Genomic DNA, 11,011 nt, shown 5'->3' with positions numbered 1-11,011 from the left:
GGCGCGCGGCGCTGGCGCGGCTTCTGGCGCTGGGCGTGCCGCGCCGGGTGCTGGAAGCGGCGCTGGACGGCTTTGGCCAGCCCTTGCCCGATCTGCCCGAACCGGCTGCCGAACCGGCGATGCGCGCCATGAGCGAGGCCGAGGTGCTGCGGCGCTGGCTGGGGGCGCTGGCCAATGAAGGCTTCCGGCTTTTGGAGGCGAGGGTGGCGCGGCGGCCCTCGGATATCGACCATGCGCTGATCGCCGGCTGGTCCTTCCCGCGCTGGCGCGGCGGGCCGATGCATCAGGCCGCAGGGCGCGGCTTGATGGTGCTGCGCGCCGATCTGCAGGCCTGGGCGGCCGAGGATGCGCTTTGGGCGCCGGCGCCGCTGTTGGATCGGATGCTGGCCGAGGGCCGGCGTCTGGCCGATCTGGACCGGCTTTAGGCGGCGGGCTTGGCCCGGGCGTGCGTCCCGGGCCTCAGCCCAGGAAAATGCCCAGAACGACCAGCATCAACCCCAGCGCCGACACGGCCAGCGCGCCCATGTTGATCACCACGACGCGCTGCAATTCGTCGCGCATCACCTCGTCCGGCAGGCCGGCCCGGCGCGCGCGCAGCGCCCGCATCACGCAATAGAACAGACCCGCGACACCGATCAGCGAGACAAGGGCCCCGCCCCAGACCAGGCTTTGCATCCCGAGTTTCCTTCCATCCGCGGCTTCCCGCCTCTGGCTAACGGCTGAGCGGGCATCGCGCAAGCGCAGATCTGGGGGGCGCAGGCGCGGGCGAAGATCGGCGGGTGGCGCGAATGGGGGGTTGAAGGGCGCGCGCGCCCCGACTATCCCGGTCGCCCGGAACTGATGCCAACACCGATGCCAACAGGGAGCCTTGCCATGGCCGACGCCTCTGACGCCTACGGAATTGCGGCCGATGAGCTGCGCCAGTTCATCGAGCGCTTCGAGCAGCTGGAAGCCGAGAAGAAGGACATTGCCGAGCAGCAGAAAGAGCTGATGGCCGAGGCCAAGGGCCGGGGCTATGACACCAAGGCGATGCGCAAGATCGTGGCTTTGCGCAAGAAAAAGCCCGACGACATCGCCGAGGAAGAGGCGGTGCTGGAAATGTACAAGACCGCGCTGGGCATGGCCTGAGGCGGCGCCGGGCTTTGCTGCCTCCTGCGCCGCGCGCGGCTGGTGGCGTGTCCTGGCTTTCTGGGGGCAGGGCAGGGTGAAACTGTCGCATGTCAGCCTGACCGCCCGCGATGGCGCGGCGCTTTCGAACTTCTATCGCCGGGTGTTCGGCGTCGTCGATCTGCGCCCGCCCCGGCAGCTGTCCCCATCGGTGGCCGGGCGTGGGAACGGTCTGGCCGGGGTCGATATCCGGTCGGTCTGGCTGGGCCTTCCCGACGATCCGGGGCCGTTTCTGGAAATCTTGGAATATGCCACCGGGCCGGATCAAGGCATGCCGGCCGTCAATGCCCCCGGCTTCGGGCATCTTGCCTTCGAGGTTCCGGATCTGGAGGCGGCCTGCCGGAGCGTCTTGGAGGCGGGCGGCAGGATGCAGGGCGAGGTGGTCGATTTCGGCCCACCCGGGGCGCCCTGCCTGATCGTCTATGTCCGAGATCCCGAGGGCAATGTTCTGGAACTGGAACAGCCCTTCCGGCCAGACCCGCCGGCGCCCTGATCGGCGCGCAGATCAGACGGCGCGCTTCAGGTCGTGACGCGGTTCTTCCGGGCGTGTCGACAGGGGGCGACCCGATATCCCCCTCGGTCCGGGCAGGACGTCTGCCTGCCAGCCCCCCTCACGCCCCGATAAAACTTACCCCGTCCATCTGGCGGATCAGCGCCACGTCTTCGGCATAGCGGGCGGTCATTTCGGCGACCATCGCGTCGGTCCAGCCGGGCAGCGAGAATTCCATCTCGATCCGGTCGGTCACGGCGAATTTGTCAAGAAAGGCCGACACGATGCGCCGGCGCTGCTGCACCGAGCCGGGCGGATGGGTGGCAATGTAATTGCGCATCCGGGCGAAACCGTCGGGCGACATGATCTGCGACAGCAGCTCGTCCGTATCCTCAAGCTCGGTCGCATCGTCATGGCCCGAGACCGCCTGCAGCACTTCGGGCCAGATCAGCGGCGTATCTTCATCGCACCAGATCACCAGTGGAACGCCCGGGTTCATCCGCAGGATCTGCGCCACGACCGAGGACCAGCGCAGCGCCTGCACATCCATCCCCTCGATGAACTCTTCGTAGCTTTTGCCCTTCTGCTTTTCATACAGCGCCGGCAGGAAGGTGGCCGGATTGCGGATCGCCAGATGGAACTCGGCCTCGATCCGCGGGAAGATCTGGGTGAAGGCGCGGATGCGTTCGCCCGCCATGGCATATAGCCCGTCGCGCAGCACCCATTGCGGGAAGGACAGGAAGGAATCCCAGGACAGGACCAGCCGGTCGGCCACGTCCTCGTCCATGATCTCTTCCAGGACCAGCGCCTGGGTCTCGATCGAGGCGGCCTGGCCCTTCAGCGCGACGGCGGTGCTGCGCAGCAGCTTGCGGTAGCGGGTGGGCGAGGGCACGACGATGCCCTGTTCGGCCAGCCGGCTGCGGTTCTTCAAGAGGCAGCGCACCAGGCGTTCCTCGTCGGTGCAATGGGCGCCCAGGTGGTAGACGATGCGCATTCGGTAAGTCAGCTTAGCCCTTCGGGCCATCGCGGAGGTTCCGGCGGCCAATCCCGGTAAGTATACGAGGTTTTCTTTACAGATAAACCGCTTTCCTGTAACCGGGCCGGCGATGACCGAGCAAATCACTCAACTTCCCGGCGGGGCCCCGCCGCGGGCCGGGCTTCGCCGGCGCTGGCCGCTGCCCGGCCTGTGGACGCTGGGCGCGCTGGCGATTGCCGCGCTGGTGCTGGCGCCGGTGGTGTCGGTGCTGTGGATCGCCTTCCATCCGACCGAGAACATCTGGCCGCATCTGGCCCAGTCGGTGCTGCCGCGCTATCTGCGCACGACGCTGCTGCTGATGGCGACGGTGGCGGTGCTGACCTCGGCCGTGGGGGTGGGGGCGGCGTGGCTGGTCAGCATGTATGACTTTCCCGGCCGGCGCTGGCTGGACCATGCGCTGCTGTTTCCGCTGGCGATCCCGGCCTATGTCGGCGCCTTCGCTTTGGTCGATGTGCTGGACTATGGCGGCATCGTGCAGGTCTGGCTGCGAGCGGCGATGGGCTGGACCTCGGCGCGCGACTATTGGTTCCCCGAGACGCGGTCCTTGTGGATGGCGGGGCTGGTCCTGTCGGCGGCGCTGTATCCTTACGTCTATCTGCTGACCCGCGCGGCCTTTCGCGAACAGTCGGGCTGCACCTATGAGGTGGCGCGCGCCCTGGGCCAGGGGCCCTGGGGGCTGTTCTGGCGGGTGGGCCTGCCGATGGCGCGGCCGGCCCTGGCGGCGGGCGTGGCGCTGGCGATGATGGAGACGGTGGCCGATTACGGCACGATCCAGCATTTCGGCGTGCAGACCCTGACGGCGGGGATCTTCTCGACCTGGCTGGACGGCGGCAATGCCGGGGGCGCGGCGCAGATTGCCTGCGTGCTGCTGGGGCTGATCGTGACGCTGGTTCTGGTCGAGCGGCTGTCGCGCCGCAATGCGCGCTATCACCGGCTGGGCCGGTCGCAACGGCCAATCGCGCGGCTGCCGCTGCGGGGCGGGCGGGGCTGGATCGCCACGGCGCTGTGCCTGCTGCCCTTTGCCGCGGGCTTCCTGCTGCCGGTGGGGGTGATGCTGTATCATGGCAGCCAGGCGCCGGGGCAATGGATGGCGCCGGGCCTTCTGAAGGCGCTGAGCAATACGCTGGTCGTGGGCGGCATCGCCTCGCTGGCCACGGTGATCGCAGCCCTGCTGGCGGTCTACGGCCTGCGCCTGTCGGGCAGTCCGGCGGGGCGCTGGATCCTGCCGCTGACGACGCTGGGCTATGCGACGCCCGGCGCGGTTCTGGCGGTGGGGCTGCTGATCCCGCTGGCGGCGCTGGATCACCGGTTGGCCGATGCGATCCTGGCGCTGACCGGCACCGATCCGGGGCTGATGATCACCGGCACCGCTTTCGCGCTGGGGCTGGCCTATCTGGTGCGCTTCTTCGGCGTGGCCCAGGGCGCGGTGGAAAGCGCCTTCGGCCGGGTCTCGCCCAATCTGCCGATGGCCGCGCGATCCTTGGGCCGCGGGCCGGGCGGCGCGCTGCGCGAGGTCTATCTGCCGATGATGCGCGGCTCGGTGCTGACGGCGCTGCTGGTCGTGTTCGTCGATTGCGTGAAGGAACTGCCGGCGACGCTGCTGCTGCGGCCGTTCAACTTCAACACGCTGTCGACGCGGGTCTTCGAGTTGGCCTCGCTGGAGAAACTGTCCGAAGCCGCGCCGGCCGCGCTTTTGGTGATGGGCATCGGCCTGGCCGCCGTGGCGGTTCTGGCCCGCGCCAACCGCGCCTGACCCGCTTGCGCGCTGCCCCCCGGGCAGGGTATGGGAAGGCAGTGCCCTTATAGCTCAGCTGGTAGAGCATCTGATTTGTAATCAGAGGGTCGGGGGTTCAAGTCCCTCTGGGGGCACCACTTTCCGCTGCATGCCGTCCCGCGCCGCGGCGAGGGTCTCCCTCGCCGCGTGAAGGCAGTTCCGATCCTCTGCCGTCGCCAGCGGGTTCTTTCCGTGCTTAAATCCTGTGCGACCTGCTGCCGGTTTGGCGCGACTCGGGGCGCTGTGGAAAGGCGCGGCGGCGTAGGGGCGGGTTTGCGCTGGCGGCCGCGCCGCGAGATGACAGAAGCAAGGATATGAGCCTGCACAGCCTGCTGACCTCGGATCCGACCCGCCGTTCCGCGCCGCCGCGGCTGGAACGGTCGGTCGGGCTTGCGCGGGTGACGCTGGCGGGGCCCACGCCGCACCAAGGCCAGGGTCAGGGCGCCCGGCTGGAGCGGCTTTATCAAAGCGGCTCGGCCAAGGCGGTGCCGCTGTTCACGCCCCAAGGGGCCGAGATCGCCTTTCTGAACACCTCGGGCGGGCTGTGCGGCGGCGACCGGCTGGCCTATGCGCTGGATCTTGCCCCTGGCGCCCGCGCCACCGCCACCACCCAGACCGCCGAACGCGCCTATCGCGCCGACCGGCCGGCCGAGGTCTCGGTCGAGATGACGGTGGGCGCGGGCGGTTGGCTGGACTGGCTGCCGCAGGAGACGATCCTGTTCGACGGCGCGCAGGTGGTGCGGCGAACCGAGGTGGCCCTGGGCGCGGGCGCCGGCTGTCTGCTGGCGGAAAGCGTCATCCTGGGCCGGATCGCGATGGGCGAGACCGTCTCGGCGCTGGATTTCCGCGACACGCGGGCGGTGCGGCAGGCGGGGCGGCTGCTGTGGCTGGAGCCGCTGCATCTATGCCCCGCGGCGTTTGACGGGCTGGCCACGCTGCGCGGCGCGCGGGCGCTGGCCTCGGTGGCGCTGATCCGGCCGGGGGCGGGCGACCTGCTGGCCCCCCTGCGGGCGGTTCTGACCGAAAGCGGCGTCGCGGCGGCGGCTTCGGCCTTGCCCGATCGGCTGATGCTGCGGATGATGGCGGCAGATGGCTGGCCCTTGCGGCGTCAGCTGGTGCGGGCACTTGCGGTGCTGCGGCAGGGCGCGCCGCTGCCGCGGGTCTGGCAGATGTAAGGAGAGACGGCCAAGATGAACCTGACCCCGCGTGAGAAGGACAAGCTGCTGGTCAGCCTGGCGGCCATGGTGGCGCGCGGCCGCCTGGCGCGCGGCGTCAAGCTGAACCATCCCGAAGCGGTGGCGCTGATCACCGATTTCGTCGTGGAAGGCGCGCGCGACGGCCGGCCGGTGGCCGAGCTGATGGAGGCGGGCGCCCATGTCATCACCGCCGCGCAATGCATGGCGGGCGTGCCCGAGATGATCCACTCGGTCCAGGTCGAGGCAACCTTTCCAGACGGCACCAAGCTGGTCACCGTCCACCATCCGATCCGCTAGGCCGGGTGCATGATACGCATCCGGTTTCCCGTTCCGATCCCCGGCCCGATCCGGGCCCCATGCGAGGCTGCAGATGATCCCCGGTGAGCTTTTCCCCGCCGCAGGCGAAATCACCCTGAACGAAGGCGCCGAGGTCACGGTGCTGATGGTCGCGAATACCGGCGACCGGCCGGTGCAGGTGGGCAGCCATTACCATTTCGCCGAGACCAATCCGGGCCTGGACTTCGACCGCGCGGCCGCGCGCGGCAAAAGGCTGGACATCGCCGCCGGGACGGCCGTGCGCTTCGAGCCGGGGCAAAGCCGCGAAGTGCGGCTGGTGCCGCTGTCGGGCGGGCGCAAAGTCTATGGCTTCAATCAGAAGGTCATGGGAGAGTTGTAGCGCGGCCATCGGCCCGCCCCCGTCTTTTCACCCGCGCCGCGGCGCCGCTTGAGGGAGAGAACTGCCATGTGTGACGCCTGCCTGATCGAATCCGTCAAATCGCATATGCTGTCGCGCCGCGCGCTGTTTTCCGGGGCCGCGGCCACCACGGCCGCCGTCGCCGGTCTGGGCCTGACCAGCGCCCGCCCGGCACTGGCGCAATCCTCGGGCCGGGTGGTCGATCTGACCCATGCCTGGGATGACACCTTCCCCACCTTCGACGGCAAGCCCGGCATCCTGTACGAACCCGCGGTGAAATTCGCCGAGTCGGGCTATCAGCTGTGGAAGCTGACGATTTGGGAACATTCCGGCACCCATATCGACGCGCCCTTGCATTTTTCGGAAGCGGGCACCTCGGTCGATGCGCTGCCGCCGGAAAAGCTGGTCTGCCCGCTGTGCATCGTCGACATCACGGCCAAGGCCAAGGATGACGCCAATGCCATGGTCGAGCCCGAGGATATCGAGGCCTTCGTCAGCGCGCATGGCGCGATCCCGGCCGGGTCTTGCGTGGCGTTCAATTCCGGCTGGGCGGCCAAGGTCGCCACGCCCGAGTTCCGCAACACCCCCGATGGCGCGCTGGCTTTCCCGGGTTTCTCGAAAGCTGCGACCGACATGCTGGCCGGGCTGGACGTGGCCTGTATCGGCGTTGACACCATGTCGCTGGATCCCGGCAATTCGGCCGATTTCGCGGTGCATTTCTCGTGGTTGCCCGGCGGGCGCTTCGGGATCGAGAACCTGGCCAATCTTGACCAGCTGCCCGCGACCGGCGCCACGATCTTCATCGGCGCGCCCAAGCACAAGGGCGGCACGGGCGGGCCGGCGCGCGTCATGGCGGTGCTGTGATGGCGGTGTTGCCGGCTTTGAGCGACGAGGCCGCCTCGGCCGAGGCCCGCGCGGTCTTCGACGAGATCCGCGAAACGCGGCAGACCGATTACGTCAACAACTTCTGGCGCGTGCTGGCGCATGATCCGGCGCAGCTGAAATCGGTCTGGGACAGGGTCGGCAGCGTCATGGGCCCCGGCGCGCTGGACCCGGTGGTCAAAGAGATGATATACATCGCCGTATCGGCCGCCAACGGCTGCGGCTATTGCGTCCATTCCCACACTGCCAGCGCCCGCGCCAAGGGCATGAGCCCTGCCATGCATGCAGAGCTTCTGGCGGTGATTGCCATGGCATCCCAGACGAATGCGCTTGCCACGGCCCTTCAGGTGCCGGTGGATGAGCGGTTCCTCGCATAGAAAGCAACCCGGATCATGTATCCTTTCAACCCGTTCTCGACCCCGACCGAGATGATGAAACTTGCGGTGCGCAGCGCCATGACCCTGGCCGAGGCGCAGGCGGTGATCGCCATGCGCCTGGCGGGCATGATGGGCCTGTGGCGGGTGACGCCGCAGGAAAACGACCGCATGCTCAGCGAAAAGCTGGCCGCGGTGCGCGAAAGCAGCCTTGCCGCCGCGCGCGCCACGATGGCGGGCAAATCGCCCGCCGCCGTGGCCGACCAGGCGCTGAAACCCTATCGCCGCCGCACCCGCGCCAATGCCCAGCGTCTGACCAAGCGCGGCCCCGGCACGCCCGACTGATCGAAACCCGACCCTTCACAGGCTGACAGGACCGCCCATGGCCACCACACTTTCTCGCGCCGCCTATGCCGACATGTATGGCCCCACGCGGGGCGACCGTCTGCGCCTTGGGGATACGGAACTGATCATCGAGGTCGAGCGCGATCTGATCGCCGAGCGCAGCGCGGGCCAGGCCAATGCGCTGCGCTATGGCGAAGAGGTGAAGTTCGGCGGCGGCAAGGTCATTCGCGACGGGATGGGCCAAAGCCAGATTACCCGGGCCGAAGGCGCCATGGATACGGTGATCACCAATGCGCTGATCCTCGACTATACCGGCATCTACAAGGCAGATATCGGATTGCGCGACGGGCGGATCGCCAGGATCGGCAAGGCGGGCAACCCCGATACGCAGCCGGGCGTCGATGTGATCGTGGGCCCGGGGACCGAGATCATCGCGGGCGAGGGCCGCATCCTGACCGCGGGGGGCATGGATGCGCATATCCATTTCATCGCGCCGCAGCAGATCGACGACGCGCTGCATTCGGGCGTGACCACCATGCTGGGCGGCGGCACCGGCCCCGCGCATGGCACTTTGGCCACCACCTGCACCCCCGGGCCCTGGCATCTGATGCGGATGATGCAGGCGGCGGATGGGTTCGCGATGAACCTGGCCTTCGCGGGCAAGGGCAATGCCAGCCTGCCCGCGGGGCTTGAGGAACAGGTCCGCGCCGGCGCCTCGTGCCTGAAGCTGCATGAAGACTGGGGCACCACCCCCGGCGCCATCGACTGCTGCCTGACGGTGGCCGATGCGATGGACGTGCAGGTGATGATCCACACCGATACGCTGAACGAAAGCGGCTTCGTGGAAAACACTCTGGCCGCGATCCGGGGCCGCACCATCCACGCCTTCCACACCGAAGGGGCCGGCGGCGGGCATGCGCCCGACATCATCAAGGTTGTGGGAAGCCAGAACGTTCTGCCCTCATCCACCAACCCGACCATGCCCTATACGGTGAACACGATCGAGGAACATCTCGACATGCTGATGGTCTGCCATCACCTGTCGCGCAAGGTGCCCGAGGACGTGGCCTTCGCCGAAAGCCGGATCCGGCGCGAGACCATTGCCGCCGAAGACATCCTGCACGACATGGGCGCCTTCTCGGTGATCTCGTCGGACAGCCAGGCCATGGGACGGGTGGGCGAGGTGATCACCCGCACCTGGCAGACCGCGCACAAGATGAAGGTCCAGCGCGGCCGGCTGCCGGAAGAAACCGGCGAGAACGACAATTTCCGCGTCAAGCGCTATGTGGCGAAATACACGATCAACCCGGCCATCGCGCATGGCATGTCACAGCACATCGGCTCGATCGAGGAAGGCAAGCGCGCCGATCTGGTGCTGTGGTCGCCCGCCTTCTTCGGCGCCAAGCCGGAAATGGTTCTGCTGGGCGGGGTGATCGTGGTGGCGCAGATGGGCGACCCCAACGCCTCGATCCCGACGCCGCAGCCGGTCTATACCCGCCCGATGTTCGGCGCCTTCGGCGGCTCGCTGGTCAGGAATGCCGTGACCTGGGTCTCGCAGGCGGCGCTGCAGGCCGATGTGAAGGGCAGCTACGGGCTGGCGCGCGAGGTGCTGGCGGTGGAACACACCCGCGACATCGGCAAGCGCGACATGAAGCTGAACGACACGACGCCGCAGATCGAGGTCGATCCCGAAAGCTATGAGGTGCGGGCCGATGGGGTGCTGCTGACCTGCGAACCCGCGACCGAACTGCCGCTGGCGCAACGCTATTTCCTGTACTGACCCAACCGGGGGCAAGCGCCGGGGCAGGCCCGGCAAAGGCGGCAAGATGACGACAAGACATGACCAGGATGCAAGCCGGCTATACGCCACCCAGGCTTGCCGAGCATGCTGCAATGCAGCATCAAGGGGGCAGGGAGGGGAACAACCTGACAAGGGGGTTTCCCATGACGTCGAAACTGAACTCGGCCCGCAAGACCACGTTCTGGGGTCGTCTGATCGCGATGGCCGAAGCGCGGCCCGAAATGCGCGCGCTCAGCCGGCTGAACGCCATGTCGGACGAAGACCTGGCCGCCCGCGGCCTGACCCGCATGGGCGAATTGCACCGCATCATGGGCCCGCGCTTCTACATCTGACCGCAGGCCCTGCCGCCAAGGGGCGCGGGGAAGGGGGCCGCCATGGCTGACCTTCCGCCCGCCCGCAGCGTGCTGACCACGGCGCCCGAGCGCTGCTATGATCTGGTCGTCCTGGGCTATGACGAGCGGCTTTTGCGCCGCAGGCGGCTGGTGACGGTGCATGACGAGGGGTTCCTCGTCGATCTGCCCATGGTCACCAATATGGACGATCACTGGGGCTTTCTGCTGGAAGACGGCCGCGCGGTGCAGGTTGTCGCGGCCGAGGAAAGCCTGGTGCAGATCACCGGCCCGGATCTGCTGCGCTATGCCTGGCATATCGGCAACCGCCACACGCCTTGCCAGATCGAGCCTGACCGCCTGCTGATCCGCGCCGATCATGTGCTGGAAGCCATGCTGGCCGGTCTGGGTGCCACGCTTGCCCCGGTGACCGAGCCCTTCACGCCGGAAGGCGGCGCCTATGGCCATGGCCGCACCATGGGGCACAGCCACGGGCCCGAGGGTCACAGCCCGGACGGGCATGGCCATGATCACGGGCCCGAAACCTTCGGCTGGCACGATCACGGCGACGGGCATGTGCATTTCCATGCCCCCGCTGCTGCGGCCCCGTCCTTGCCCTTCGGCCATAAGAAGGCGACGTGAGCGGGCTTCTGGCGCTGGTGCAATACCTGTCTCCGGCCTTTCCGACCGGCGGCTTCGCCTATTCGCATGGGCTGGAGCAGGTGATCGCCGAGGGCACGGTTCGCGATGCGGCGGCGCTTGAGGCCTGGTTGTCCGACGTGCTGCGTCATGGCGCGGGCTGGCAGGATGCGGTGCTGCTGGCGCTGACCCTGCGCGAGGGCGCCGATCCGGCGGCGCTGGCCGATCTGGCCCGTGCGCTGGCGCCGTCGTCCGAACGCCTGCGCGAGACCGAGGAACAGGGC

General features: G+C 68.2%; 15 protein-coding genes, 1 tRNA gene and 1 pseudogene. 15 read left to right on the top strand and 2 right to left on the bottom strand.

Annotation, left to right across the window (positions count from 1 at the left end; translation table 11 throughout):
* Positions 1 to 425 (top strand): annotated as a pseudogene (locus tag K1Y73_RS19815) (hypothetical protein); the annotation flags it as partial.
* Between the two features lie 34 nt (positions 426 to 459).
* Here the strand turns inward: K1Y73_RS19815 and K1Y73_RS19810 are convergent.
* Positions 460 to 675 carry a hypothetical protein gene (locus K1Y73_RS19810; protein ID WP_225030025.1) on the bottom strand — a complete coding sequence of 72 codons (216 nt, stop codon included), beginning with the start codon at positions 673 to 675 and terminating at the stop codon, positions 460 to 462.
* A 198-nt stretch (positions 676 to 873) separates the two neighbouring features.
* On the opposite strand from K1Y73_RS19810, the gene K1Y73_RS19805 reads away from it, so the two are divergent.
* Positions 874 to 1,128: a DUF2312 domain-containing protein gene (locus K1Y73_RS19805; protein ID WP_225030024.1), complete on the top strand. Its 255-nt coding sequence runs from the start codon at positions 874 to 876 to the stop codon at positions 1,126 to 1,128.
* 76 nt (positions 1,129 to 1,204) lie between these two features.
* A complete protein-coding gene (locus K1Y73_RS19800) occupies positions 1,205 to 1,660 on the top strand; it encodes a VOC family protein (protein WP_225030023.1) in 456 nt (151 codons plus the stop codon).
* Positions 1,661 to 1,778: 118 nt separating this feature from the next.
* Here the strand turns inward: K1Y73_RS19800 and K1Y73_RS19795 are convergent, their stop codons facing one another.
* Positions 1,779 to 2,651 (bottom strand): hypothetical protein, encoded by an 873-nt coding sequence (locus K1Y73_RS19795; protein WP_225030022.1) that lies wholly within the window; start codon positions 2,649 to 2,651, stop codon positions 1,779 to 1,781.
* 112 nt (positions 2,652 to 2,763) lie between these two features.
* On the opposite strand from K1Y73_RS19795, the gene K1Y73_RS19790 reads away from it, so the two are divergent.
* The 12 genes from K1Y73_RS19790 to K1Y73_RS19735 form a co-directional block, all read left to right on the top strand.
* Complete coding sequence (locus K1Y73_RS19790; protein ID WP_225030021.1) at positions 2,764 to 4,446, top strand: ABC transporter permease; 1,683 nt, start codon at positions 2,764 to 2,766, stop codon at positions 4,444 to 4,446.
* A 43-nt stretch (positions 4,447 to 4,489) separates the two neighbouring features.
* Positions 4,490 to 4,565: transfer RNA gene (locus tag K1Y73_RS19785), tRNA-Thr, on the top strand.
* Between the two features lie 216 nt (positions 4,566 to 4,781).
* Entirely contained in the window at positions 4,782 to 5,642 is an 861-nt protein-coding gene (locus K1Y73_RS19780) for an urease accessory protein UreD (RefSeq protein WP_225030020.1), read from the top strand.
* A gap of 15 nt (positions 5,643 to 5,657) precedes the next feature.
* Complete coding sequence (locus K1Y73_RS19775; protein ID WP_225030019.1) at positions 5,658 to 5,960, top strand: urease subunit gamma; 303 nt, start codon at positions 5,658 to 5,660, stop codon at positions 5,958 to 5,960.
* A gap of 73 nt (positions 5,961 to 6,033) precedes the next feature.
* Positions 6,034 to 6,339, top strand: coding sequence for an urease subunit beta (locus K1Y73_RS19770; RefSeq protein ID WP_225030018.1), 306 nt, complete (start codon positions 6,034 to 6,036; stop codon positions 6,337 to 6,339).
* A gap of 66 nt (positions 6,340 to 6,405) precedes the next feature.
* On the top strand, positions 6,406 to 7,221 hold the full coding sequence (locus tag K1Y73_RS19765; RefSeq protein ID WP_225030017.1) for a cyclase family protein: 816 nt from the start codon (positions 6,406 to 6,408) through the stop codon (positions 7,219 to 7,221).
* Complete coding sequence (locus K1Y73_RS19760; RefSeq protein ID WP_225030016.1) at positions 7,221 to 7,616, top strand: carboxymuconolactone decarboxylase family protein; 396 nt, start codon at positions 7,221 to 7,223, stop codon at positions 7,614 to 7,616. Before K1Y73_RS19765 ends, K1Y73_RS19760 begins: the two co-directional genes overlap by 1 nt.
* A gap of 15 nt (positions 7,617 to 7,631) precedes the next feature.
* A complete protein-coding gene (locus K1Y73_RS19755) occupies positions 7,632 to 7,958 on the top strand; it encodes an antifreeze protein (protein WP_225030015.1) in 327 nt (108 codons plus the stop codon).
* A 37-nt stretch (positions 7,959 to 7,995) separates the two neighbouring features.
* The gene (gene ureC / locus K1Y73_RS19750) at positions 7,996 to 9,738 is read left to right on the top strand and encodes an urease subunit alpha (protein WP_225030014.1); all 1,743 of its coding nucleotides are present in this window, start codon (positions 7,996 to 7,998) and stop codon (positions 9,736 to 9,738) included.
* Between the two features lie 164 nt (positions 9,739 to 9,902).
* Positions 9,903 to 10,091 carry a hypothetical protein gene (locus K1Y73_RS19745; protein WP_225030013.1) on the top strand — a complete coding sequence of 63 codons (189 nt, stop codon included), beginning with the start codon at positions 9,903 to 9,905 and terminating at the stop codon, positions 10,089 to 10,091.
* A 42-nt stretch (positions 10,092 to 10,133) separates the two neighbouring features.
* A complete protein-coding gene (locus K1Y73_RS19740) occupies positions 10,134 to 10,730 on the top strand; it encodes an urease accessory protein UreE (RefSeq protein ID WP_225030012.1) in 597 nt (198 codons plus the stop codon).
* Positions 10,727 to 11,011, top strand: a 285-nt coding sequence (locus K1Y73_RS19735; RefSeq protein WP_318248263.1) for an urease accessory protein UreF, incomplete at its 3' end; no start/stop codon positions are given. The genes K1Y73_RS19740 and K1Y73_RS19735, both read left to right, overlap by 4 nt.

This window comes from Xinfangfangia pollutisoli, assembly GCF_020179405.1.
Lineage (GTDB): Bacteria > Pseudomonadota > Alphaproteobacteria > Rhodobacterales > Rhodobacteraceae > Pseudogemmobacter > Pseudogemmobacter pollutisoli.
The sequence above is the reverse complement of the archived record's forward strand: the minus strand, read 5'-3'. Positions and strand labels throughout refer to the sequence as shown.

Coding starts and splice junctions, on each gene's coding strand:
- ureC (WP_225030014.1), top strand. CDS start 7,996: ATGGCCACCACACTTTCTCGCGCCGCCTATGCCGACATGTATGGCCCC.
- K1Y73_RS19755 (WP_225030015.1), top strand. CDS start 7,632: ATGTATCCTTTCAACCCGTTCTCGACCCCGACCGAGATGATGAAACTT.
- K1Y73_RS19775 (WP_225030019.1), top strand. CDS start 5,658: ATGAACCTGACCCCGCGTGAGAAGGACAAGCTGCTGGTCAGCCTGGCG.
- K1Y73_RS19770 (WP_225030018.1), top strand. CDS start 6,034: ATGATCCCCGGTGAGCTTTTCCCCGCCGCAGGCGAAATCACCCTGAAC.
- K1Y73_RS19810 (WP_225030025.1), bottom strand. CDS start 675: ATGCAAAGCCTGGTCTGGGGCGGGGCCCTTGTCTCGCTGATCGGTGTC.
- K1Y73_RS19805 (WP_225030024.1), top strand. CDS start 874: ATGGCCGACGCCTCTGACGCCTACGGAATTGCGGCCGATGAGCTGCGC.
- K1Y73_RS19765 (WP_225030017.1), top strand. CDS start 6,406: ATGTGTGACGCCTGCCTGATCGAATCCGTCAAATCGCATATGCTGTCG.
- K1Y73_RS19795 (WP_225030022.1), bottom strand. CDS start 2,651: ATGCGCATCGTCTACCACCTGGGCGCCCATTGCACCGACGAGGAACGC.
- K1Y73_RS19745 (WP_225030013.1), top strand. CDS start 9,903: ATGACGTCGAAACTGAACTCGGCCCGCAAGACCACGTTCTGGGGTCGT.
- K1Y73_RS19760 (WP_225030016.1), top strand. CDS start 7,221: ATGGCGGTGTTGCCGGCTTTGAGCGACGAGGCCGCCTCGGCCGAGGCC.
- K1Y73_RS19780 (WP_225030020.1), top strand. CDS start 4,782: ATGAGCCTGCACAGCCTGCTGACCTCGGATCCGACCCGCCGTTCCGCG.
- K1Y73_RS19790 (WP_225030021.1), top strand. CDS start 2,764: ATGACCGAGCAAATCACTCAACTTCCCGGCGGGGCCCCGCCGCGGGCC.
- K1Y73_RS19740 (WP_225030012.1), top strand. CDS start 10,134: ATGGCTGACCTTCCGCCCGCCCGCAGCGTGCTGACCACGGCGCCCGAG.